This is a genomic window from Pectobacterium peruviense (assembly GCF_003312355.2).
Classification (GTDB): Bacteria; Pseudomonadota; Gammaproteobacteria; order Enterobacterales; family Enterobacteriaceae; genus Pectobacterium; species Pectobacterium peruviense.
This window is the reverse complement of the sequence record NZ_CP161826.1, coordinates 1,538,329-1,560,860: the sequence shown is the minus strand read 5'-3', so window position 1 is coordinate 1,560,860 and position 22,532 is coordinate 1,538,329. Positions and strand designations below refer to the sequence as shown.

The 22,532-nt window shown below is 51.6% G+C and carries 24 protein-coding genes; 3 read left to right on the top strand and 21 right to left on the bottom strand.

From position 1 onward, the window contains the following. Positions 1 to 191 precede the first annotated feature (191 nt). The 3 genes from DUT67_RS07090 to DUT67_RS07080 form a co-directional block, all read right to left on the bottom strand. Positions 192 to 983 (bottom strand): NPP1 family protein, encoded by a 792-nt coding sequence (locus tag DUT67_RS07090; RefSeq protein ID WP_113632253.1) that lies wholly within the window; start codon positions 981 to 983, stop codon positions 192 to 194. A gap of 219 nt (positions 984 to 1,202) precedes the next feature. After that, positions 1,203 to 1,964, bottom strand: a complete 762-nt coding sequence (locus DUT67_RS07085; RefSeq protein WP_113632254.1) for a hypothetical protein — start codon at positions 1,962 to 1,964, stop codon at positions 1,203 to 1,205. Between the two features lie 127 nt (positions 1,965 to 2,091). Beyond that, entirely contained in the window at positions 2,092 to 2,358 is a 267-nt protein-coding gene (locus DUT67_RS07080) for a hypothetical protein (RefSeq protein WP_113626569.1), read from the bottom strand. A gap of 524 nt (positions 2,359 to 2,882) precedes the next feature. On the opposite strand from DUT67_RS07080, the gene DUT67_RS07075 reads away from it, so the two are divergent. Beyond that, positions 2,883 to 3,422 carry a hypothetical protein gene (locus tag DUT67_RS07075; RefSeq protein WP_048261226.1) on the top strand — a complete coding sequence of 180 codons (540 nt, stop codon included), beginning with the start codon at positions 2,883 to 2,885 and terminating at the stop codon, positions 3,420 to 3,422. Between the two features lie 104 nt (positions 3,423 to 3,526). Here DUT67_RS07075 and DUT67_RS07070 read toward each other — a convergent pair whose 3' ends face one another. From DUT67_RS07070 to DUT67_RS07045, 6 genes are all read right to left on the bottom strand, one after another. Further along, positions 3,527 to 4,099: an alpha/beta hydrolase gene (locus DUT67_RS07070; protein ID WP_113632255.1), complete on the bottom strand. Its 573-nt coding sequence runs from the start codon at positions 4,097 to 4,099 to the stop codon at positions 3,527 to 3,529. Between the two features lie 69 nt (positions 4,100 to 4,168). Next, a complete protein-coding gene (gene dbpA, locus DUT67_RS07065; protein WP_113626571.1) occupies positions 4,169 to 5,551 on the bottom strand; it encodes an ATP-dependent RNA helicase DbpA in 1,383 nt (460 codons plus the stop codon). 120 nt (positions 5,552 to 5,671) lie between these two features. Further along, positions 5,672 to 6,406 carry a molybdate ABC transporter substrate-binding protein gene (locus DUT67_RS07060; RefSeq protein WP_113626572.1) on the bottom strand — a complete coding sequence of 245 codons (735 nt, stop codon included), beginning with the start codon at positions 6,404 to 6,406 and terminating at the stop codon, positions 5,672 to 5,674. Next, positions 6,403 to 7,173, bottom strand: coding sequence for an ABC transporter ATP-binding protein (locus DUT67_RS07055; RefSeq protein ID WP_113626573.1), 771 nt, complete (start codon positions 7,171 to 7,173; stop codon positions 6,403 to 6,405). The genes DUT67_RS07060 and DUT67_RS07055 overlap by 4 nt, the downstream gene beginning before the upstream one ends. A gap of 1 nt (position 7,174) precedes the next feature. Then, a complete protein-coding gene (locus tag DUT67_RS07050; protein WP_113626574.1) occupies positions 7,175 to 8,188 on the bottom strand; it encodes an iron ABC transporter permease in 1,014 nt (337 codons plus the stop codon). After that, complete coding sequence (locus DUT67_RS07045; protein ID WP_113626575.1) at positions 8,185 to 9,249, bottom strand: ABC transporter substrate-binding protein; 1,065 nt, start codon at positions 9,247 to 9,249, stop codon at positions 8,185 to 8,187. Before DUT67_RS07045 ends, DUT67_RS07050 begins: the two co-directional genes overlap by 4 nt. Before the next feature lie 351 nt (positions 9,250 to 9,600). Here DUT67_RS07045 and DUT67_RS07040 point away from each other — a divergent pair, with 351 nt between their 5' ends. Both DUT67_RS07040 and ypdK read left to right on the top strand, forming a co-directional pair. Beyond that, complete coding sequence (locus DUT67_RS07040; protein WP_113626576.1) at positions 9,601 to 10,626, top strand: LLM class flavin-dependent oxidoreductase; 1,026 nt, start codon at positions 9,601 to 9,603, stop codon at positions 10,624 to 10,626. A 389-nt stretch (positions 10,627 to 11,015) separates the two neighbouring features. Next, the gene (ypdK, locus tag DUT67_RS07035; protein ID WP_099606229.1) at positions 11,016 to 11,090 is read left to right on the top strand and encodes a membrane protein YpdK; all 75 of its coding nucleotides are present in this window, start codon (positions 11,016 to 11,018) and stop codon (positions 11,088 to 11,090) included. 138 nt (positions 11,091 to 11,228) lie between these two features. On the opposite strand, the gene DUT67_RS07030 is transcribed toward ypdK, so the two are convergent. The 12 genes from DUT67_RS07030 to gspD all read right to left on the bottom strand — a co-directional run bounded on the left by DUT67_RS07030 (position 11,229) and on the right by gspD (position 22,513). Then, a complete protein-coding gene (locus DUT67_RS07030; RefSeq protein WP_113626577.1) occupies positions 11,229 to 12,077 on the bottom strand; it encodes an A24 family peptidase in 849 nt (282 codons plus the stop codon). Between the two features lie 135 nt (positions 12,078 to 12,212). Continuing rightward, on the bottom strand, positions 12,213 to 12,959 hold the full coding sequence (locus DUT67_RS07025) for a type II secretion system protein N (RefSeq protein ID WP_113626578.1): 747 nt from the start codon (positions 12,957 to 12,959) through the stop codon (positions 12,213 to 12,215). After that, a complete protein-coding gene (gspM, locus tag DUT67_RS07020) occupies positions 12,949 to 13,443 on the bottom strand; it encodes a type II secretion system protein GspM (protein ID WP_048261243.1) in 495 nt (164 codons plus the stop codon). The genes DUT67_RS07025 and gspM overlap by 11 nt, the downstream gene beginning before the upstream one ends. Further along, the gene (gene gspL, locus DUT67_RS07015; RefSeq protein WP_113626579.1) at positions 13,440 to 14,717 is read right to left on the bottom strand and encodes a type II secretion system protein GspL; all 1,278 of its coding nucleotides are present in this window, start codon (positions 14,715 to 14,717) and stop codon (positions 13,440 to 13,442) included. The genes gspM and gspL overlap by 4 nt, the downstream gene beginning before the upstream one ends. Continuing rightward, on the bottom strand, positions 14,714 to 15,700 hold the full coding sequence (gspK, locus tag DUT67_RS07010; protein WP_113632256.1) for a type II secretion system minor pseudopilin GspK: 987 nt from the start codon (positions 15,698 to 15,700) through the stop codon (positions 14,714 to 14,716). Before gspK ends, gspL begins: the two co-directional genes overlap by 4 nt. Next, entirely contained in the window at positions 15,697 to 16,308 is a 612-nt protein-coding gene (gene gspJ / locus DUT67_RS07005) for a type II secretion system minor pseudopilin GspJ (RefSeq protein WP_072062057.1), read from the bottom strand. Before gspJ ends, gspK begins: the two co-directional genes overlap by 4 nt. A gap of 17 nt (positions 16,309 to 16,325) precedes the next feature. Beyond that, on the bottom strand, positions 16,326 to 16,691 hold the full coding sequence (gene gspI, locus DUT67_RS07000) for a type II secretion system minor pseudopilin GspI (protein WP_101781263.1): 366 nt from the start codon (positions 16,689 to 16,691) through the stop codon (positions 16,326 to 16,328). Then, on the bottom strand, positions 16,688 to 17,254 hold the full coding sequence (gspH, locus tag DUT67_RS06995) for a type II secretion system minor pseudopilin GspH (RefSeq protein WP_101781264.1): 567 nt from the start codon (positions 17,252 to 17,254) through the stop codon (positions 16,688 to 16,690). The genes gspI and gspH overlap by 4 nt, the downstream gene beginning before the upstream one ends. Before the next feature lie 77 nt (positions 17,255 to 17,331). Next, positions 17,332 to 17,772 (bottom strand): type II secretion system major pseudopilin GspG, encoded by a 441-nt coding sequence (gene gspG, locus DUT67_RS06990; RefSeq protein WP_039298236.1) that lies wholly within the window; start codon positions 17,770 to 17,772, stop codon positions 17,332 to 17,334. Positions 17,773 to 17,839: 67 nt separating this feature from the next. Beyond that, the gene (gspF, locus tag DUT67_RS06985) at positions 17,840 to 19,066 is read right to left on the bottom strand and encodes a type II secretion system inner membrane protein GspF (protein WP_101781265.1); all 1,227 of its coding nucleotides are present in this window, start codon (positions 19,064 to 19,066) and stop codon (positions 17,840 to 17,842) included. Between the two features lies 1 nt (position 19,067). Then, positions 19,068 to 20,564 (bottom strand): type II secretion system ATPase GspE, encoded by a 1,497-nt coding sequence (gene gspE / locus DUT67_RS06980; protein WP_113626580.1) that lies wholly within the window; start codon positions 20,562 to 20,564, stop codon positions 19,068 to 19,070. Continuing rightward, entirely contained in the window at positions 20,561 to 22,513 is a 1,953-nt protein-coding gene (gene gspD, locus DUT67_RS06975; protein ID WP_189339503.1) for a type II secretion system secretin GspD, read from the bottom strand. Before gspD ends, gspE begins: the two co-directional genes overlap by 4 nt. Positions 22,514 to 22,532: the final 19 nt, after the last annotated feature.

Here is a 22,532-nt window from a genome sequence, read left to right as displayed (position 1 = left end):
GAGTGTCATCCCCTTCGTAGGGTAAATATCTTTCCTGTCCGCTATTTCTCCGACGCTATTCCTCATGCATTACGTCCCCAATCAGTAATGAGAAGCCAACATTAAAAGGTTTCAATACATCGAGAAGCGAAAAATAGGAGAATACCCCACAATAGAGAGAGGTATGATTGGCCATACCTCTCTTATCATGATTATTTCGATGCCGTTATACTCGCATCGGTAAATTCTGGGTAACCAGCCGGGCGGCCATTATTCAGGTTAGTTAGGAAATTACCGTCTTTAAGAGGAATTGAGGCTGAATCATAGTTAAACGAATTTAATCGGTTACGCAACTCTTGATTATTAATGCCGTCACCATACATTGAGTACCAGCTGATAATATCTGGCGTGACAAATTTTCCATACGGGTTTTCCGCTTGTTCATTCGTTTTAGAAAAACGGAAAGCATGGGTTAATGCGCCATCTTTGTGATAAACAAATTTCAGATGACCATCCTGCTTGTCGATACTCGACGCATCTTTGGTCGTTAACTTGCCATGTGCACTGTAGCTACCATGCGTCACCACACCATTTTTAGTCCAGATTGCGACATGCTCCCAATCATGGCGATGCCCTGAATTGACACCATTGAGTATCTGGTCTTTTAAAAAATAGAGTGCATAGAAGCTACCACAATAGCGAGAACCACCAGAATTCACACAGGCGTATCGGTGCAATGTATTTGACGAATCGAGAAAATTACTCCACCGGCACCCACCCGTTATATTTCCTGATGGTTTCAACCCGCCGTTCTGCACGCCATTACGACTGATTCCCGCGCTGGGAAGGCAGCCATCCGAATCAAAGTCAAATACAGGCGAAATTGCTCGCGCATCAATTCCTGATGGCAACGCCTGATTCAGTTTAGGGAAATTATCTGCATATGAAGAAAAAGTGACAAATAACATTGAGAATACTAGCGTCGTTTTCTTTCCTGAAAGCATATTAACTCCTTTAGCAAAGGACAGTCCTTTTAAAGCCAATACCATCAATAGTCAAAAGTGTAACCATGATGAAAGTGTAGGAAGGAACACTTTTATCAAGAAAGAAGAGGAAGTAAAAATCATTTATTTCCAACAATTAAATACTATATATTTAGCCTGCAAAATAATGCATGAAATTTATATATAAAAATCAGAAAAGATCCTAGCCCTTTAGGATCTTTACTCGCTGACCACCTCATAATGCTGGTTGACCGCATCAAAACGGTATTCCAATAGCACATCACCTCCACCATGGGAATAACAGTTCAGCGTAATGCTGCGGTTATCTACGCCGTTCTCAATATTCATATAAATTGGGGTCATGAAAAAACCAAACTGGCATTGCTGAAAATCAGGTTTGAGAAGCTGATCGACATTGCCGCTCTTCTTATTGATCGCCTTGATTCCCTCAACAACCATCCCCGTATCACTGTTTTGATACACCCCAACGAAGCTATGCGTCGCCGTTTGCCCCCAGAAAGGGATATCAACCTGCCCTTCTAGCTTGGCGGGCTGTTCGCTATCGTCAAAGGATGCCACACGCCGTAAACTCACATCATAACGTGCCTTTCCGTTTGACCATTCGCCACGGAGTTCTTCCCCTATTTCCGTCAATTTAAACGGGCACTGGGTCGTATCGATACCGGACTTAACGCCCTGAATGATATATTTATCATAATCCTGCGGGGAATGGATTTCGCAGATCTCAAGCGACGTTTCCGAGAGTCGCCCATACAGGGGAATTGGCGCTCGGTATTTATCGTAAAAGTAGCTCCCCAGAAGATTTTTATCTTGGTCAGAGCTGTATTTCTGCAATGAAAAATGTACCGGATAAGGCCCAATGTGGCCTTCGTAATTGCTCACGACATACCAGCCAGCATGCACTTCCCATGTTGCCGTCAACAGTCCACAGGCTATTAAGGTTGATACCGCTAATTTCATACATTCACCTTGTCTACCCGTCATACTTCAAGCCGCATGGGCGTTGGTTTTCTGCAACTCGTGTTGTTTAGTACGTCAATCATGAAACTTATCGCGCAAAAACGGCGCACAGTTTCAACCCAGCAGGCTAATCATGATGACAGCAGGGGCAGATTTCCACCGCAGAAACCGTCATCACCGTAGTTCCTTGACAATCCCATTCAACACGGACAGGCTGATTTTCAGGCCCAGAGTAGTGCAAATACTTATCGACTGGGCTTTCCGTCATACCGGTAATCTCCTCCGTAGCAATGAGATCATCACCAGCAAATACGCGGGCTGTCGCCTGCGACGCTTCGCGCGTTTCGCCTGATTGCCGATACAAATAATTCACCGTCAGTTTAATACTGGGCATCGTGCTTCTTAACAGGACAAAAATAAGGAAAACAGTGTATCGCGTTCCCCCTCACTTGTAGAGCACATACATGATAAGAGGTATCACCGACTGATACTAATACCATGATAGTTTTCTGTTTTTTAAAAATTGAGATGTTTCGTCGCATAAAACCGCACGATTGGTAATCAAAAAGTTAAATCTTATGCCTTTTGGATATTAATGAAGCAGAAAAAATAGCCGATACCTTTTCCGATAGGGTGTTTTTAATGCGATTGCATTTTGCATAAATAGTGTCTGGCATAAATACTGTTTTACATTAACTGTGTTCTGACTGAACCATTTCTTTAACGTCATCGTGTTGAATAATAGGGAATTATACTCAGCAGATTGATGCCTCTTCCAAGGAAGATAATTAACCTGCTTGTGTCAGTCACCTGTATTTCAACAGTTTTGGCATTAACGTATGTGGTTTTAACACACTGAAGTAACTCACTGGTAAAAACCATTACCAGCATTAAATAGATATAAGAAGGAGTTATATTGTGGTGATTCCAGATATTCAACTCGTGAATACGACTACCCCGGCTACCATGCCCCCTATTGGCGCGGCCGCCAACCCGACAGTGGTTGCAGCCATCAGTTCGGGAAATAAAACCGATACATCAACAAACTCCGACTCTCAAAATATGCCGGGCTCAAACGAGAGCACGAAGGTCACGCTGTCTTCTCAAAAGAAGCGTGCTGCTGAAGAGAAAGATACGCCTCCACCTGAACAGATTAAGGCACAACAGAAAACCGCCACAGAATACTCTCTGGCGATGACGGGTATACCGTTGTACAACGGTAAGCTAGTTTCTGTGATTAAATACCCAGATGGTAATTCTGAAATGTTTGATGCCTTTACAGGACAACGCATCACACAGGAAGATTTAGCTCTCATGAGCGCTCTTCATAGTTCTGGTGGCGAGCAGGTATTACATTTTGAGAGCAAAACGTCATATAGCAATTTGTCTGCAGCCGAAGTTTATCAGCAGATTCAAGAGATGCTGCATGGTTCAGGCGATCAAGAAGAGCTGTCTTAATAAAAAATAAATGCCAAGACAAATAGATCTATTGCCCTGGCATTAAATAAAAATATAACGTTATCTTAATAATTTAAGATAACGACTTGATGGAAACTGGCCGATTAACGATTAGCAATGAGTATTTCCGAAAACTCAGCTAATCTTTTCAGGCCATATTCCCAAGGACCAAACCCCGCTTCTGCATTAATATGCCCCGCTTCACCGACATCAACCAGTTCGCTTTCCCACGCCTGCGCCCAGTATTGGGCGCGAGTAAAACTCATCAACGGATCGTTATGGCTGGCAAATGTCAATGTGGGAACTGGCAGCGGTGAGGCCTGAATGCGATCGTCAATCTCAAAACGCATGGGTTCGGCAGGTGCCACCAGCATGACACCCGCGATCCCTTCCTGGCCTTGTTGCACAACATGGCAGGCGGCCAACGCGCCGAAGCTGTGGCCGATTAGAATCACAGGGTGTGTACAAACGCTGAGCTCACGACGGATCGCCAGCACCCAGCGGTCCAGATCGGCTTGATACCATTCCCGCTGGCGTATACGGTGCCAATGAGGGAAACGCCTTTCCCAATGGCTTTGCCAGTGCTCGTCATCGCTGTCCCGCAATCCCGGCACCAGCACCATCGTTAGCTGCTGGCTCACTTCCGTCAGCCGCAGATCGATTTCTGTTGTCTGCATCCGCCCTCAACGCTCCTGTCTGTTACCCAGTGACTGTCATCCTACCCTGTCTGGTATATCAGCCACCGGTTACTTTAACAATCTGGCCTTACAGCTTTTTCCTTTGATTTTGCCTTTCTGGAGCTGTTGCAGCGCACGTTTAGCACTGTCTTTACGGATTGCGACATAAGCATGCAGAGGGAACATATCAATTTTCCCGACTTCCGCTGCCGTTAATCCTGCATCGCCAGTTAACGCACCAAGAATATCGCCGGGACGGATTTTGGCTTTTCTGCCACCATCAATACACAGCGTCATCATCTCAGGTTCGAGCGCAACATCACCACCGCGGCTAATCTCATCCGCCGATGTCCATTTAATTCGCATACCGATATAGTCTTCAATCAGGTTAGCGCGGTTCATTTCCTGTGGCGTGCACAGACTCACAGCCAGACCCTGCGTCCCCGCGCGGCCTGTTCTACCAATACGGTGAACGTGAACTTCAGGATCGAAAGCCAGCTCAAAATTCACCACCAGCGCTAGCTCTTTGATATCAAGACCGCGAGCCGCAACATCGGTTGCTACTAATACGCGACAGCTACGGTTAGCAAAACGCACCAGAACCTGATCGCGGTCGCGCTGTTCCAGATCGCCATGCAGCGCCGATACGCTAATCCCACGCATGTCCAGTGCGTCAAATACGCTCTGGCAATCACGCTTCGTGTTGCAAAACACCACGCAGGACGCTGGCTGATAATGGCTCAGAATGGCAATCAACAGCGGCAGACGCTGATCTTTCGTTGTCTCATAGAAACGTTGTTCAATGGCCGACTCTTCCACATCGTCTACAATCTCGAAACGTTGCGGCTGACGCTGAACCCGCGCGCTGATCTGTTCGATCTCTTCTGGGTACGTAGCGGAAAATAACAGGGTTTGACGATCGGACGGCATATAGGAAATCACATCATCAATCGCATCAGTAAAGCCCATGTCCAGCATGCGATCCGCTTCATCCAGCACCAGTACTTTCAGGCTATCTAAAGCCAGAGACTTCTTGCGTAAATGATCCTGAATACGTCCCGGCGTCCCAACAACAATGTGCGGGGCGTGAACCAGAGAATCGAGCTGCTGCCCCATCGGCTGACCGCCACACAGTGTCAGAATTTTAATGTTTTGCGCAAAGCGCGCCAGACGACGCAGTTCTTTGCTGACCTGATCGGCCAGTTCACGCGTCGGACACAGCACCAGCGCCTGCGTGGTAAAGTCGCTGACGACAATACGATCCAACAACCCAATCCCGAATGCTGCCGTTTTGCCGCTACCGGTTTTCGCCTTGGCCCGCACGTCTGCGCCGCTCAGAACGGCTGGCAGCGTCGCCGCCTGGACTGGCGTCATTTCGGTATAGCCCAGTTCATTAAGATTGGATAACTGCTCTGCTGGCAGCGCGAGGGAAGAAAAAGAGGTTGTACTCACAGTGATTACTCTACCAAGGACGAGATAACGAAAGGTGACGCCGAGCCAAAGAACGGCGCAGATATGCCGCAATCATAGCAGAGTTCGCCACCGTTGAGCGATTTACCTCCCGTTACCCCACTAAAACAGCGAGACAAATCCTTTATTCACCAAGAAACTCTGTCCTTCAGGGGATAAAAGGTAGTTCGCCAGCAGTCGGGCTTCACGTCGGGCTGGCTTCATGATAGCCAACATGTACTCGGCATCAATGCAATAAGGATCGGGTAAGTGAACCACATGCAAATCCGGCTGGTTAAGCAGCAACGGCAGATAGCTGGCATAGCCAATGTGCATATCGCTCAGCCCAGTCCGAATCAGGTAACTCCCTGCCGTCATACCCGCCGGAATCGCATGATCGAGCACGCCCCCCACCAGTGGTTTCGCCTTGTTGCACAGTTGATTCCCCCATCCTCTATGTAAGCGTTCAATGCGGTCAAAGAGCTGAAAAGCATAGTCCCCGCCAGGGTCACTGCCCGGCGTTGAGGTTGACAGCACAAAGCGTGGGTCAAGCAGCGCCATCAACCAAGACTGCGAGGTCAGTTCCGGTACATTGCGCATGACGATGCAAAGATGGTTGCGCGTAAACACGGTGGTTTCCTCCGCCAGCCCCAGCGTTTTCAAGCGCAAAGGGTGCGCGCAATTTGCCGATGCGAAAATATCCACCGCGTCACCGTGCATCACTTTTTCACTCAGCAGCCCCGCGGGGCCGAAAGTCGGTATCACTTCCACCGCATAACGTTCACTGAATGTCGTCAGCAAAGGAGCAAACGCGAGTCGCAGGCTGCCAGCCGCATACAGGCGAAGGGGATCAATCATTGTGGCTCCGTCATGGTTAATATCGGTATCAGCGCACAATACGGCTGCGGCGCTATTTCCACGCAAACCTGCCTGACAGGGATACCGTACAGACGCGACAGGTTATCCTCCGTCAAAACCTCATTACAGCAGCCATAAAGATAATGTTGATTATCCATCAGAAGTAGCGCCTGCTCTGCAACGATCACGGCGTGAGCTGGGTCGTGTGTGGTCAACAGGATACTCAGACGTTGCGTTTTAGCCAGATGCTGTAATAACCGCAGCACCTGCGCCTGATTTTGCACATCAAGTGCCGCCATCGGCTCATCCAGAATCAGCGTCTGACACTCTGATGCCAATGCACGCGCGATTAATACGAGCTGCCGTTGCCCGCCGGACAACGCGCTAAAGTCACACTCGGCAAGGGATGCGATTCCCAGTAGGGTCAGCGCATTCTGAGCTACACGGATATCATGGGCAGAGGGCATGGCAAACAGCCGAATACGTGCCGCACGCCCCATCAGCACCATATCCAGAACGCTATAGTAAAACGGTGGGATAAATATTTGTGGCACAAAACCGATGTGCCCATCGCGCTGAATGATTCCAGAAAGCGGCGATAAGTTTCCCAGTAACGTATTCAGCAGCGTGGTTTTTCCTCTGCCATTCGCCCCCAGAATCGCCGTAATTTCGCCTTCCCGACAGCGCAGGTTCAACGGTGAAAAAAAGCCCTGCCCCTGCTGATAGCCATATACCAGTGCTTCTGTCGATAGTCTGATTGTCGGCATACTAGCGTCCTCTATCCTGTCGCTGTGTTTTATATAACAGCACAGCAAAAAGTGGTGCACCGAGCAGCGCCGTCAGAATGCCCAACGGGATCTCGGCTTCACTGAGGTTACGTGCCAGATCGTCTACCAACACCATAAAGCCCCCACCAAGCCATAGCGACACTGGCAGCAGTCGGCGGTGATCGGCTCCCACCAGCCTACGTGCAACATGAGGAATAACCAGCCCAATCCACCCAATGCTGCCGCTGACCGCCACCTGTGCGGCGACAATAGCGGCGCACAAACTCAAAATCAGCCAACGCAAGGGCTGTACGGCAACACCCAGCGCGCGAGCGTCTTGCTCACCCATCGACAACACGTTCACGTGCCAACGCAACCGCAGCAGTAATCCACCCGCAAGCGCTAACGGCACCGCGATTGTAATCAGCGCGTTCCAATGTGCGGTGGCAAAGCTACCCAGCAGCCAGAACACGATGCTCGGCAGCTTCTCTTCGGTATCCGCCAGATATTGCATCAGGCTGACCAACGCGCCGAAGAAGCCACTGAGGATAACGCCAGCAAGAATCAGTACGTTCTGCTTACCAAAGGCGGCGGCCATCATGAAAATCAGTAGGAGCGCCACCATGCCGAACGTAAACGCCGACAGCAGCAAAAGCAGCGGCGTCCAGCTTAATAGAATTGCCAGCGTGCCGCCGAAGGCCGCACCGGCAGACACGCCAATAATATGCGGATCGACCAACGGATTACGGAAAACGCCTTGCAGAGTAGCCCCGCTCAATGCCAGCGCCGCACCCGCGCACCAGGCTAATAACACTCGGGGTAAACGTACGCTCCACACCACTTGCCGCTCGATATCCCCAAGCAACGGATTGTTGCCAGACAGCGGTTCGACAAGGATCTGAACGATGCGCCACGGGGATAAGCTAAAATGCCCTATCCCTAGTGAGCACACGGCAATCAACAGCGTCAACACCACCACCGTCAGCAGTATGATCCGGTAAGTGCGATAACTCATTGTTCCGCTGAAGCTTCCGCACGATAGTCCATGCGGTAGAAACGCTGGTAATACTCGTTAGCGGATTTTTGCATATCGATATCGGCGAAGCGCTCTGGATACAGCTTTTTCGCCATCCACAATTCACCAATCGCTAACGCCTCCGGCATCGGATAACCCCAGGCTTTAGCGTATTCTGGCATCAGATACACACGATGCTGTTTCACCGCATCAATCGCCTGCCAGGCCGGATCGTTGACGATCTGCTTCACGACATCCGGGTAGCGATCCTGCACAAAAATCACCTGCGGATTCCAGGCCAGTACATTTTCAATCGACACTTGCTTGAAGCCTTTTATCGATGCTGCCGCCACATTCAACGCTCCCGCGTGCGACATCATCAGGCCGGTATATTTTCCTGAACCATAGGTTGTCAGGTCTGGGTTAGCCATATATACGCGGATTCGCTTTTCTTCTGGAATAGAATCCAGACGCGCGCTAACGTTTTGCCGCTGCGTAAACGTATAGTCGATTAGCGCCTCCGCCTGCTTCTGACGTTCAACCACTTCACCAATCAGCCGAATCCCTGCTTTGAGCCCTTCGTTATATGCCGTATTTTCATCACTCATCGTAGGATTGATTTTATCGGCCTCTCCCGGCTGATCCTGACGCAGCGAGATCGCCACAACCGGGATTCCCGTCCGCTCAATCTGAGCAATCATTTCCGGTGGCGCATAGTTAGCGACAAAGACCACCTGCGGCGATAGCGTCAGCAGGCTTTCAATATTGACCTGCGTGAGATCGCCCGGCATTGGTAAATCCGCCAGACGCGGTGCCAACCGTAAATAATGCTCTCCCAGCTGTTTTTTCCAGCTGGACAGCACACCAACAACGCTTTCCTGTGCATCGAGTTGCACCAACAGGTTTAAGGTTTGATGCTGCAACACCACCACACGGTTAACGTGGTCGGGAATCGTCACATTGCGCCCCAGTTGGTCGGTCACCTGACGTGCCGCCCATGCGTTGGAAAACACCAAAAACAGCCCGGTAAACCACAGCGTGTAGCCAAATTTCTTTATCATGTCGGTATCCTGATTTTCGTTATATATAAAATGATACAGCGATAAAGAAAAAGAAAATACTGATCTCACTCATAATAATATTTAGATACCAATTTTGGGGTAGATAAACCGGGGCGCATGATTCCCTAAATAACAACGGCGCTATTGACACGAACAACGTCAGAAATCATCTGCCAAAAAGATTGTTTATTCTGCTAACGCTTGGTCAGATAAACTGAATTATTACGTTAAAAAAATGATATTTATTCTCACTATTAATCGCGTAGAGTGTTCCCATTACTGAATTTGTAGCACCTTGCTGTGCAGGGCGAACGTGCTAAATATTTGTCTGAATATAAGGATAAATACCCTATGAAGAAGATTGGCTTTTTATCATTCGGTCACTGGGCGCCGTCGCAGCAGTCTGGTACACATTCAGCGGCTGACGCCTTGCTGCAATCTATCGATCTTGCTGTCGCCGCAGAGGAACTGGGGGCTGATGGCGCTTATTTCCGGGTCCACCATTTTGCCCGTCAGTTGGGATCGCCGTTTCCACTGCTCGCAGCTATTGGTGCGAAAACCCGCAGCATTGAAATTGGCACCGGCGTCATCGACATGCGCTACGAAAACCCGCTATACATGGCTGAAAATGCCAGCGCCGCCGATCTGATATCAGGGGGACGTTTGCAACTTGGCATCAGCCGAGGTTCCCCTGAACAGGTGATCGATGGCTGGCGCTACTTTGGCTATCAGCCGACAGAAGGGGAATCTGAAGCTGATATGGCACGACGTCATACCGAGGTGTTGTTGGATGTACTGCGGGGCGAAGGGTTTGCGAAGCCGAATCCGCAGCCAATGTTCCCGAATCCACCAGGCCTTTTGCGCCTGGAGCCCTATTCGGATGGATTACGTGAACGAATTTGGTGGGGCGCGGGATCGAATGCCACGGCAGTATGGGCTGCGAAACTGGGAATGAACCTGCAAAGCTCCACGCTAAAGGATGATGAAACTGGCGAACCTTTTCATATCCAGCAGGCAAAGCAAATTCGTGCCTATCGGGCCGCATGGGCTGAGGCTGGGCATACACGCTCACCGCGCGTGTCTGTCAGCCGGAGCATTTTTGCCCTGATTGATCATCGCGATCGCGCCTATTTCGGCGGAAGCAGTAACGATAGCGACAAGGTCGGTTTCCTTGATGAAAAAACGCGCGCAATTTTCGGACGCAGCTATGCCGCGGAACCCGAAGCGCTGATCAAACAGTTAAAGCAGGATGAAGCGATTGCCGAAGCCGATACACTATTGCTAACGGTGCCGAATCAACTGGGCGTTGATTATAATACCCATGTTATCGAAGCAATTCTGAAGCATATCGCGCCGGCGATGGGGTGGAGAGATTAGGCCAACCATCTAAATAATTAGCCTATTGATGAGCAGGTAACAATACAATCACTCGGCTATTAATGAGGCGTTAACCCGAAGATAACGCCGTCAGGAATCGGGGGGAATAAGGTACGATTTTCATCGGCATTCCCCCGGTTTTTCCAGCCTCTAAAACGGTTCAACGCTTTTTAATGCTATTTTGAAAATATAGTCTCTGGACCTATTGAATTCCCCCCCTCACTCGGCGTAAATTTAGCGCCGATCCCGTCATAACTGGTGTGACTCTAGTGATGACAACGGGAAAGATTACCCTTCGGTGATATAGCCAACAGCGTAATTATTTCCTTCCATAATAAAACGCACAATCGGGATCGTTGCTGGCGTGGTTTCTGCTGGAGAATAAATCGGTGAAGTATTTTTTTATGGGTATCTCATTCTGTTTAGTCGTTTGGGTGAGTACCTTTATGCTGATGGTAGAATAACCTGTCATTTGCCCGACAAAGATTTATTCGCTGAAGGGCACACACACAGAGATAAAAAAGGCTGATGGTATTTATACCCTCAGCCTATTTTTATGCCCGTCGCTCAATAAAATGACTCGGTATTGTCTTTGCTATTCTCTACAGATTGAATCCGTTCATTATCACACCGAACACACCGCCGATTGCTAACCACGGGCCAAAAGCCAGAGGTTTAGCCGTGTCTTCTTTACGCAATCCTCGCCAGATCAGAGTCACGACCAGCCCGCTCAGCGCTGCAACCAAAACCAGATTAGGCAATGCCTGCCAGCCCAACCAGGCACCCAGCGCAGCCAGCAACTTAAAATCACCATATCCCAGCGCTTCTTTACCCGTCGTGTATTTGAATACCCAATAAAGTAGCCACAGGGATAAATAACCCGCCATCGCGCCCACCACAGCATCCCCCACTGGGACAAACGTCTCTGAGAGATTAAACAGCAGCCCCATCCACAGAAGCGACAGCGTAAGTACATCCGGCAGCAGCAGCGTTTTAATATCAATAACGGTCAGTACCAACAGGAAAGACAGCAGAATCAACGCCCCCAACAGCGCCATACTGGGCTGCCATAGCAAACCCGCCGTCAGGAAAGCCAGCATGGTGATAACTTCCACCAGCGGATACTGCACAGACACCGACTGGTGACAGCAGCGGGAGCGACCGCGCAGCCACAGCCAACTGAAGAGAGGGATGTTATCTTTCACCGCAATAGCCTGCTGGCAGTGTGGGCAAGACGAAGGCGGCCACCACAGATTGTAGCGCGTACTGTCACGGCTGGAATCAGTCATTCCGGTCTGAAGATCAATGTCCTGCTGCCAGCTTCGTTCCAGCATAATCGGCAGGCGATAAATCACGACATTCAGAAAACTACCAACAATCAGCCCCAACACACCCAGTGAACCCAACCACCATGCCGGAAACACCTGTGCGAATTCCCTTAAATCGTCCACGTTAGTCCCTGATTATTGATAAAGAAGTGATATAGATGAGCGTTTCATATTTTGCGGTTAGCCCCCCCTAACAATGGGTGCTGTTAATTCTTACGATCGACGACGCAACGAACATCCCTATAACAATCGTCCCAATTACAACAAGCGCCCCTGAAAATTCAGCGTTCTGGCACCCTGCTCGTCGACTTTACCGGTAGTCGCCAACAGTTTTTTCATGGTCGCCGGCAAATCATTCCCGCTGCTAAGCCGTCCGGTAAAACGATATTCACCTTTCGGCGTGACGCTGCCTTTGCCGGACAACTGTAGATGTGGGGACGTCTGCCGCAGGCTCGCTTCTAGTGACCCTTGCTCACAGCGCAACGTGGCCTGAGGCGTTGCCAACACCAGCCTACCCAGAGGAGTTTTCACCTGCGCGTCTGGCCAAGTGACGTTAGCATCTAGCGACTGGCACCCCGAGCGATCGACCGTCGCCTCTTGCAGATTGAGCTGCACATTTCCTTCCGCCCCAATGGGCACAATAAAACGCAACTGGCTGAATAAATAGCCTGCGGGAACAGAAAGTCGCCATTGATAAAGCTGCGGCTGCTGCCAGCCACGAATAACGCCATGACCTTCAATGCCTTCTGGGTTTTTAAACGCAATCTCCAACGCAGGCATAAAACCCGAAAAGGTGATTTTCCAGTGCACATCGTCCAACGTTAATGTGCGCCAGCTAAACCGTTGTAGGTTCCCCTGCCATAGCGTTCCCGCGGCCTCCGCGACCACCATTCCGGCTGGCAGCGGCACCGCAGTGAGCAAGCGGGCAGGTGCATAGCACGTCAGGAACAGCCCATAGGCCAGAACCAGAGCGACACCTGTGCCGATGCCGGACTTAAGCGTCATCCGCCCGTTCCAGCATGAGCCGAGTGACATCCACCATCCCCGGATTTTGCTCGACGGCATTCACATCCAACGACATCACACGTACACCGTTTTGCCGTTCCAGTTCGCTCAGCCAACGCAACAGACTATTAAAATCACTCTGGGCTAGCGTCACCGATGCTTGATTGCCCTGCGGCTGCAAACGTACCACGGTCAGCCCATAGCGCTTGGTGCTTTGCGAAATCAAAATCGGCAGACTGGTTTCCCTCTGGCTGCTTTCCCCTTGCGTCTGATTTCCCTGCGGAATCAATGGGGCCTGCTTCTGCATCCAACTGACCGTCTGCTGCTCGCGGGAAACCGTACGCTGCCACTGTTCTTCCCGCAGTTGCCACGGCTGAAAAATAGCGTAGTACACCAGACAGAGCAGAAGCGCCACTGCGCACACTACCATAAGCTGGCGTTCCCGCTGGCTCATCGCCTGCCAGCGTTGTCGTAATTCATTCATTGCTGGCTCCTTAATGTTAAGCGGCCTTCAACCCGATCGTTTTCCTGCCGCATTTCCCCTGCCTGCACCTGATAATACGCGGCAGCCTGCTGCTGAAACTGCTCTAGCTCCTGATACGACGTACCCTGCAACGCCAGCCGGAATTCACCAGCCGCACCGTCGTAAGACAGCGACTGAATTTTGATAGCGCTATTCTGCGTCATGAGCTGCTGCAAGGGATTCAATTGCTCCAGCAGCCCCTTTCCTGCGCCCCCAGCCGCCGTACGTTGCAGGTGCTGCTGCATCTGCGCGCGCGGATTAACGACATTCGTCTCGGAAGGGAAAATCTGCCGATAGACACGCACACTTTCCTGCCGCCAATGCTCCGCCTGTTGATAAAGCTGATAGTGCGCCCAGCCAGCATCCGCCACGACCAACAGGAGGTAACAGGCAAAAGCGATTCCAACGCCACGCCACGGCAGCAGCGTGTTTTGCCAGGCTTTCTCTGGCGCATAATCACCTTGTCGTAGATCGACCGAGGCAGGTAACTGTGCCGTTGCAGCCAGCGTGAAAAGATCCGTTTCCGGCTGAGCCTTCCACTCGCTCTCCTCCTGCCATTCGTACTGCGACAGCTCATCGCCGACCCATGCGGCGCTGTAGCTGTATATTGTCGGCAGCGGCATAGATGCTTTCAATAAGTCACCACACCAGGACGATTCGGCCGCCATGGCATGGCCCGTCGGTTGGCGAAACAGCCACATATTGTCATGCTGTAACGCACTCCAACCATCCTGATGTTTCGGCAATACACGGGCGTCAGGCAATAACGCATCGACGCTGAGCCCCAACGCATCACACTGCGCTAGCCAGCGCTGCATCCGGTTTTTTTCCACCACGGCAACCGTGCCATCATCGCCATGAATGTCCAACACGGCAAAATGCAGCTTTTCAATTTCCGTAGCCAACTGGTCTTCCAGCATAAACGGCACAACTTGAGCCAACTGACGCCGCGCCTGTCGAGGCAATGTCAGGGCATAAAACGTCACGTCAGTTGCCGGGACTAAAACACGAGTAAACGTCACGGACGGATAAGCCGCTAACACCGGACGGACCAGATCTACGCTACCGCGCCCCTGACTCAGTAAATTTTCCCCATTGGATGAACGCACCTGCCATTCGATTTCGCCCTCTTCTTCCACAGGAAGACGAACAATGAGGCACGGATGTCGAGCAACCGTTCCTCGATTTAATGGTTTTTTTGCGGCTTCTCGCTTCCATTTTCCCGCTATTTTCATGGATTCACCGTCCTATATCCTCCATATTGCCGCTGTACAACCTGTACCTTTTGTCCACTCAGATGAAGCAAGCTGCGCTGATGAAAATCGCTGTCGCCGACGCGCACCTGGAGTTTTACAAAGAACCATTCACTTTTTACTGCCAGAACCCGCTGCGCCGTGTTTTTACTATTCGGAGGCAATGCCCCAGTTTGTTGCAGAACCTCAATACTCGCCCACCCCATACGTGGCCGTTGCTGTACCAGCGCTTTTGCCTGTGACATCGGCATTTCATTCAGGAACACGGCGGATAACAACGGGGCATCAAATTCGGTCAACGTATTGATATTAATGGACATCGCATCCACTGGTAGCGCACAGACATAAGGTAATAATCGGCGATAGAGATCGCTGTCCATGCCATAAACGGCTCGTAATTCGCTGATTTCACTCATTCTTTGATTGGCAGTACGATAAGGCACTGGCAACGTGGCATAGACCTCGTCTTCTGCACCGTTTGCCGATGGATAGTTATCTGCATCAATCCAATCACGCACCGCCGCAGTGATTTTTTCTGCACGATCCGCATCCTCACCCAAATTTTTCAATAACAAACGGAAAACCTGTGCCGGATAAGGCGTTTTCACCAGCGTGCTTTCGTTATCTACGCCTTGATTGATCGCATTCAGATTAAAGCAGGTGCGGGCATCGCTAATCTGGCCGATGATTTCCCCGCCGTCCACGGGGAAACGGTGCCCCGGCTGCGACCAGTTCTGTCCGGCAAACGTGCGCCCCGGCATATTCCGCGCATCGCGCAGTAATATCTGCCCACTTAGCGTTTCCGCCCCTAATGCATACCATTTCGCCTGCTGGCGGCTCAGGTGATTCTCGGTGCGCATAAACGCTTTACCCGTGCGCTCTGTAATCACAGCAGCAATGGTCACCATTAATGCCAGAATCAGGAGCACCACCAGCAGCGCAACGCCACGCTGACGCGACCTCATTTAACCGGTCCGGTGGTAATCAAGAACATACGCGACATTTCTCCGTAATCCCTTAAGGTCAGCACCACTTCGATCCCTTGTGGCAATTGCGTCGTGTTATCCCAGCGATCGCGCCAGGTTTTATTGCTGAAAAAGCGCAGACGGAAGCCGTCTACCTGCGTAAGAAGCGGTTTTACGCCAGGATCGAGTCCCTCAATAGGGTCAGGCACCGAGTGGGTTAAGCGTTCCAGGGTGTGTTCCCGCAACCGATAGGCTACAGGCTGAAGTTCAGAACGTGGCAAAATACCAAATGGGTTCTGCCAGCCATTGCGCATAAAGCTGACACCCCAGTCATCACTTTTTACCTGATCGCGACCGGCGTAAAATATCGAGGTACTTCCTCGACTCCCGCGTGCAATCATCTGGGAAAAATCGCTGTCCATTTGTGAAAAAGCGCGCTGTATTTCAGCCAAACGCTCTGCTTTGCGCTGTGAGATTTCATCGTTACGCATTACGCCGTTCAGCACTTGAAAGGCACTGAGGCTCAGCGCCGCAAAAATAGCGATCGCCAGAATCATTTCCAGCAGCGTAAAACCCTGCTGACGTTTCTGTCGCGCGGTCTCTCGCATCCTTGTTTCGCTGAACATTATTGTTTCACCACATAGGTGCGTAGCGAGGCATCGGCAGCAAAGGCATCTTTATTACGTCGCACTTCCACATCCAGCGCTTTGGTCTGAGGGTCACCCGTCTCTACGCCTTGCCAGCGCCAATTCCAGCGCACGCCAGCAAATTTCGTTTCCCCTTTCACCCACGATGCTTCTGGCCAGCGCTGCTCAAGCCGCAGTTGAACCTGCTGGTTTTCCGCTACCCAGCCTGCGAACGTCTTTTCTTCCAACCGGCTCAAGCTGCTTGCTTGCCTGGTTGTCGTTTGCAAAACGGCAATGCCAGCCAGTGCAAAAACACTCAGCGCAACCAGCACTTCCACTAGCGTCATCCCTTTCTGCCGCTTCATCGTTTCTTACCTTGACTCATGGACGTCACAAACCGTCCGTTGGCATCGACCTGAAGCCAATTCGAGAGCGCTTTGTTTTCAGACTTAAAGGCCAGACGGAAAGGCGTGATTTCACCACCGGGCAAAATCAGGATATCGGGGTCGTCGCCGCTCTGCGTTTTATCTACTTTTTTTCCATCGGCCTGCAATAGCTCAAGCCGCAATGCATCGGGCAGCGTCGCTGATGCGCTCACCCGATACGGTTGCCACGGCTGCCACTTGTAACCCTGCCAGCGGTCGTTACCGGGGATCGGTGCCCCTTCCGTTGTCGCAGGTCGCTGGAGTTGATAAAACTGCCAGCGATCGGGATAGATGCGCACACCCAGCATATATTCGTTAACCTGACTGTTTTCAGCGGCAAATTCCAACTGCGCCTGAAAACGAGCCAACTGCCAGGCGCTGTCGTTCTGGCGCTCGGGAGGAAACGCCATGACTACCATGCTAGCCGCGATGCCAGCCAGTAACACGACCAGCATCATTTCCAGCAGAGTGAACCCCTGTTGTTTCCTCGTTGACCGCTTCATTGCGCTTCTGCCGTCCTTTTTCCGCCGTCATTCATTGATAGCCATCGTTTATAACGACAGGCATGCCGCCGCAGATTTTATTTCTTATCAAGATTCCAGTTGCCGATGTCATCTTCCGTTCCCGGCATGCCATCTGGCCCAAGAGAGAAGATATCTAGTTTGCCGTGTTGGCCGGGGTTCAACAGCTGGTAGTCCGTGCCCCACGGATCCTGCGGCAGGCGACGAATATAGCCATCGGCTGGATAGTTACGCGGTTCTGGCTGTACCGTCGGCTTCGTGACCAGCGCTTTCAGCCCCTGTTCAGTGGACGGATAACGGTTGTTATCCAGCTTGTACATATCGAGTGCGCTTTCAAGAGACACAATATCGCTGACGGCTTTTTGCCGATCCGCCTTTTCCTTATTCCCCATCAGATTGGGCACCACCAGACTCGCCAGTACGCCGAGAATGACGATCACCACCATAATTTCCAACAGAGTAAAACCACGCTGACCATGACCACGTTGACGTTGCTGCATCCTTACTTTTCCTCGTTCAATTGTTGGTTCTCTTAACGAACTCATTGTTGCGACAAGCTCATTGAGCTTATGAACTCATTAACGTATTCAGTTGTAGAATCGGTTGTAAAATCGCCAATACGATAAACAGTACGACCGCCGCCATACTGACCACCAGCAGCGGTTCAAATAACCCCAGCGCCAGCGTCATCTGCGAACTGAATTCACGATCCTGATTATCTGCCGCCCGTTCCAACATGCTGTCCAGCTCGCCGCTGCGTTCACCGCTGGCGATCATATGGCGCATCATCGGAGGAAAGAGCGCCGTTTGTTCCAACGCTTTGTGGAGACTCACGCCCTCTCGTACCGCATCCGTTGCCATAGCAAGACGATGACGGGCATAATCATTGCTCATCACATCGCCGCTAATACGCATCGCCTGCAACAACGGAACCGCACTGGCATTGAGAATACTGAGCGTCCGCGCGTAGCGTGCCGTATTCAGGCCACGGGCTATGCGACCGATCAGCGGTAAATACAGCAGACGTCGATGAAAACTGACACGCCGCTTTTCCTGCCGCAGCATCACCCGCAGCGCCATAAATCCAGCCAGCAATGCCAACAGGAACCACGGCCCAAACGTGCGCACGGCATCGCTCATCCCCATCAAAACTCGGGTAGAAAGTGGCAACGCCTGCTTCATGTGAATAAATTGCTCGACGACCTTCGGCACCACGACGGACAGCAAAATACTGACCACAGCAATAGCGACCACGGTTAGCACGCACGGGTAGATCATCGCCTGCTGTATGCGACTGCGCATCTGTTGGCGCTGCTCGGTGTAGTCCGCCAGCCGATTCAACACGGCATCAAGGTGACCGGACGTCTCACCTGCAGCGACCATTGCGCAATACAGCCGTTCAAAGCTGCTGGGAAAGCATTTCATGGCATCCGCCAGCGAGTGACCTTCCATGACTTTGCTGCGCACCGCCGCCATCAACTGGCTCAGATGTGGTTTTTCGCTCTGCTTTGCCACCGCATCCAGAGCTTCTTCCAACGGCAACGATGCCGCCACCAGCGTCGCCAACTGACGCGTCAATAGCGCCAAATCTGAGGTGCTGAGACGAATTTTTCGGCGTAAGGATAGCCCAGTAGAACCAGATTTCTGCTGATCGCCTCGGCTTTCATCAACCGACAGCGGAACCAGCCCACGCTCCCGTAGTAACTGACGCGCCTGTCTGGCTGAGTCTGCCTCCTGACTGCCACGGCATTTTTTCCCTTGCGCATCCAGCGCCTGATACTGGTACTGTGCCATGTCATTCCTCTTTGGTTACGCGGATCACTTCTTCCCAGGTCGTAAGCCCTGCCAGCACCTTCTCCAAGCCGTCCTGACGGATGGTGGCGCGTTTCTCTCCCAGAATCTGCGCAATCGCCATTTCACCGTCACTGCGGTGGATCGCCGCGCGGACATCGTCATTGATCAGCACCAGTTCATGAATACCGATACGCCCTCGGTAGCCGGTAAAGCTACACTGCGGACAGCCAACCGGATTGTGCAGTAGCGTTTCAGGTGCGATACCCATCTGCTTCGCCTGAACCGGATCGACCGGCTGCGGCTGACTACAGTCAGGGCATAGCGTCCTGACCAGACGCTGCGCGAGTACGCCCAGCAGAGAAGTTGACAGCAGGAAAGGTTCTACGCCCATATCCTGTAAACGAGACAGCGCGCCCAGCGCACTATTGGTATGCAGAGTGGATAGCACGAGGTGGCCGGTCAGCGATGCCTGAACAGCAATCTGCGCCGTCTCACCATCACGAATTTCCCCTACCAGCACGACGTCCGGATCCTGACGCAAAATGGCACGCAGCCCGCGAGCAAACGTCATATCCACCTTGGTATTGACCTGCGTTTGCCCGATGCCTTCCAGTTCATATTCGATGGGATCTTCCACCGTCATGATGTTACGTTCCGAGGCATTCAGACGACTGAGCGCAGCGTAAAGCGTGGTACTTTTCCCCGACCCTGTCGGGCCAGTGACCAGAATAATTCCGTGTGGGCGGTGGATCAGGCTGTCCAACAGTTGTCGATTACGTTCAGACATGCCTAACAATTCAAGATCGAGCTTAACGCTATTTTTATCCAGTAAACGCAGTACAACGCGTTCACCGTAGTTCGACGGCAATGTGGACACGCGCACGTCAATCGCCCGCCCCCCCACCCGTAGCGCCATGCGTCCATCCTGCGGAATACGCTTTTCCGCAATATCCAGCTTAGCCATGACTTTGATACGCGACACCAGCAGCGAGGCCAGCTTACGCTGTGGACGCAAGATCTCACGTAATACGCCGTCAACCCGGAAGCGGATCAGCAAATAGCGCTCATAGGTTTCGATATGAATATCCGACGCCTTATTCTTAATCGCCTCGGTCAACATGGCGTTGATGAGGCGGATAATCGGTGCGTCGTCATCGGCATCGAGCAGATCATCGCTGTCTGGCAGTTCTTCCACCAGCGTATAGAAGTCCATCTCGTTACCGATGTCCTCCATCATACGGCGCGCTTCTTCCGAATCGCGCTGATAGCTAATGACCAATTGCCGCTCAAACTCTTCTTCCGTGACTCGCTCAACCCTGAGCGAACAACCCGCAACCCGACGCGCTTCCAGCAAGGCAGCTGACGGCGTCTGTGCGACACAAATCGTCCGAAGGCTCGCGTCATTTCCCCCCTGCAACAGCAGAATTTGCTGCGATCGTGCATAGGCGAAAGGCAATATGGGGCGTAATTCTATAATCTGAGAGGCAACGTCACTCATTTCCCGCCCGCCGGATAGAACGCCACAATAGAGGACTGGACCTGACGGAACGTATAAGCGTTCCCACCCTCTGGCAGGCGCAGCAAATCGTTATCCAGAAGCCCGCCATCACCGCTATTTACGTTTCTCTGTTTCTGTTCTTCATTGCTGAATGAGTGATATTTACTGGCAGAGGCACTCTGATATTGGCTACGATCGCGGATAATAGAAGGACGGATAAACAGCATCAGGTTACGCTTTTTCGTTTCCTGACTGTTTGAACGGAACAAATGCCCCAGAATTGGAATATCGCCCAAGAAAGGCACTTTACTGGCGGACTCATTCGTACTTTTATCCAGCAAGCCCCCCACTACGACGGTTTCACCGCTGCTGACCAGCACCGCGTTATTGACGGTACGTGTGTTGAATGTTGCCCCAAGATTGGTGCTGCTGCTGGAGGCAGCATCAGCTACGCTGGAAACTTCCTGTTCGATTTCCAGCAGAACGGAGTCGCCTTCGTTGATTTGCGGTTTCACCTTCAGTTTGATACCGACCGTTTTACGTTCAACCGTTTGGAAAACGTTGTCACCGGATGTCGTCTGTGAACCCGCTAATACAGGTACTTCCTGACCAACGTTAAACGTCGCTTCCATATTGTCCAGCGTCACAATACTCGGCGTTGCCAGAATATCGTTCTTGCTGTTGCTGGAGAGTGCCGTCATCAGCATGCTCCAGTTGCCCTGATAGAAACCGGCGGCAATCCCGTTGAAGCTGCCCAGTGCACTCGTCGCAGCCGTGCCAAGCGTTCCATCACGCCGAAACTGGTCCGCTCCCGCCATCATTGTCGTGATCGGTAACCCCGTATTCGTGAACTGTGTCACCCCAGCATTTTTATTCGCCCATTGAACGCCCAGGTTCATCCCATCGGCATCTTGCACTTCCGCGATGATCGCTTCGACCAATACCTGCGGACGACGGATATCCAGCTGTGCAATCACCTGTTCCAGATCGCGCATGATGTCAGGTGCCGCATTCACAATCAGCGAATTAGTTTGTTCGTGTGCCTTAATCGAAATGTCTTTGCGCAGCGCGGGCAACGCATTTTGTTGGTCGGTTTGGATACTGTCGCCGACACCCGTGAGCACTTCAACCAGATCGGTGGCCTTGGCGTATTTGAGATAGATGACTTTGGTATTGCCCTGTACCGCCTGCTGGCGATCGAGCTGCTTGATCATATCGATAACGCGCTGGCGTGAATTCGGCTCTCCGCGCACCAGCACCGAGTTGGTTCGTTCATCCGCGACCACATTGGCGGTCAACATGCCCGGCAAGGCGGATTTTTCATCCATCTTGTTCAGTTCATTCACCATCTTCACCACTTCCAGCGAAGAGGCATAAGACAGCGGAATGCTCGTCACATTCCGATCGCCCGTCTGATCAACCCGTTCGACAATCGTCATCAGCCGTTTGATCACACCTGCTCGACCGGTCATCAATAGCACGTTCGACGGTTCGTAATGCACCACACTCCCGGCACCTGCGTTGTCGTTCAACTGACGTAGCAGCGGTGCCAAATCGCGAGCCGCTACGTTATTGACCGGCACGACGCGCGTAACGACTTCATCGCCGACACCCGGCTTTTCATCGCTCGCCAACGGCATCGAGGTTGATTTCGCATCCTTCGAGCGAATGATTTTCAACACATTGTTATCCATCGGGATAACAGTGAATCCATAGACATCCAACACGCTCAGGAAGAACTGGTAATACTGTTCTTCGTTCATCATGTCGTAGCTGCGTACGGTAATCGTTCCGCTGACTGATGGATCGATAATGACCGTCTTATTCAGATTCTTACTGACGGTATTAATAAACTCCTGAATATCCGTGCCTTTAAAACTGGCGGAGAATTCGGCGCTCCACGCCAACGATGACGCCATCAACAGAACACTCCCGCCGAGCAATAACATGCTCTTGCGGCGTACATGA

Excerpts from the sequence above, each read along its gene's own strand:
- gspE (WP_113626580.1), bottom strand. The coding sequence starts at position 20,564 with ATGAGTGACGTTGCCTCTCAGATTATAGAATTACGCCCCATATTGCCT.
- gspI (WP_101781263.1), bottom strand. The coding sequence starts at position 16,691 with ATGAAGCGGCAGAAAGGGATGACGCTAGTGGAAGTGCTGGTTGCGCTG.
- DUT67_RS07080 (WP_113626569.1), bottom strand. The coding sequence starts at position 2,358 with ATGCCCAGTATTAAACTGACGGTGAATTATTTGTATCGGCAATCAGGC.
- DUT67_RS07025 (WP_113626578.1), bottom strand. The coding sequence starts at position 12,959 with ATGACGCTTAAGTCCGGCATCGGCACAGGTGTCGCTCTGGTTCTGGCC.
- DUT67_RS07050 (WP_113626574.1), bottom strand. The coding sequence starts at position 8,188 with ATGAGTTATCGCACTTACCGGATCATACTGCTGACGGTGGTGGTGTTG.
- gspG (WP_039298236.1), bottom strand. The coding sequence starts at position 17,772 with ATGCAGCAACGTCAACGTGGTCATGGTCAGCGTGGTTTTACTCTGTTG.
- gspD (WP_189339503.1), bottom strand. The coding sequence starts at position 22,513 with ATGTTATTGCTCGGCGGGAGTGTTCTGTTGATGGCGTCATCGTTGGCG.
- DUT67_RS07085 (WP_113632254.1), bottom strand. The coding sequence starts at position 1,964 with ATGAAATTAGCGGTATCAACCTTAATAGCCTGTGGACTGTTGACGGCA.
- gspM (WP_048261243.1), bottom strand. The coding sequence starts at position 13,443 with ATGAATGAATTACGACAACGCTGGCAGGCGATGAGCCAGCGGGAACGC.
- gspF (WP_101781265.1), bottom strand. The coding sequence starts at position 19,066 with ATGGCACAGTACCAGTATCAGGCGCTGGATGCGCAAGGGAAAAAATGC.
- DUT67_RS07045 (WP_113626575.1), bottom strand. The coding sequence starts at position 9,249 with ATGATAAAGAAATTTGGCTACACGCTGTGGTTTACCGGGCTGTTTTTG.
- DUT67_RS07055 (WP_113626573.1), bottom strand. The coding sequence starts at position 7,173 with ATGCCGACAATCAGACTATCGACAGAAGCACTGGTATATGGCTATCAG.
- DUT67_RS07090 (WP_113632253.1), bottom strand. The coding sequence starts at position 983 with ATGCTTTCAGGAAAGAAAACGACGCTAGTATTCTCAATGTTATTTGTC.
- DUT67_RS07040 (WP_113626576.1), top strand. The coding sequence starts at position 9,601 with ATGAAGAAGATTGGCTTTTTATCATTCGGTCACTGGGCGCCGTCGCAG.
- gspH (WP_101781264.1), bottom strand. The coding sequence starts at position 17,254 with ATGAAGCGGTCAACGAGGAAACAACAGGGGTTCACTCTGCTGGAAATG.
- DUT67_RS07070 (WP_113632255.1), bottom strand. The coding sequence starts at position 4,099 with ATGCAGACAACAGAAATCGATCTGCGGCTGACGGAAGTGAGCCAGCAG.
- gspL (WP_113626579.1), bottom strand. The coding sequence starts at position 14,717 with ATGAAAATAGCGGGAAAATGGAAGCGAGAAGCCGCAAAAAAACCATTA.
- DUT67_RS07060 (WP_113626572.1), bottom strand. The coding sequence starts at position 6,406 with ATGATTGATCCCCTTCGCCTGTATGCGGCTGGCAGCCTGCGACTCGCG.
- gspK (WP_113632256.1), bottom strand. The coding sequence starts at position 15,700 with ATGAGGTCGCGTCAGCGTGGCGTTGCGCTGCTGGTGGTGCTCCTGATT.
- gspJ (WP_072062057.1), bottom strand. The coding sequence starts at position 16,308 with ATGCGAGAGACCGCGCGACAGAAACGTCAGCAGGGTTTTACGCTGCTG.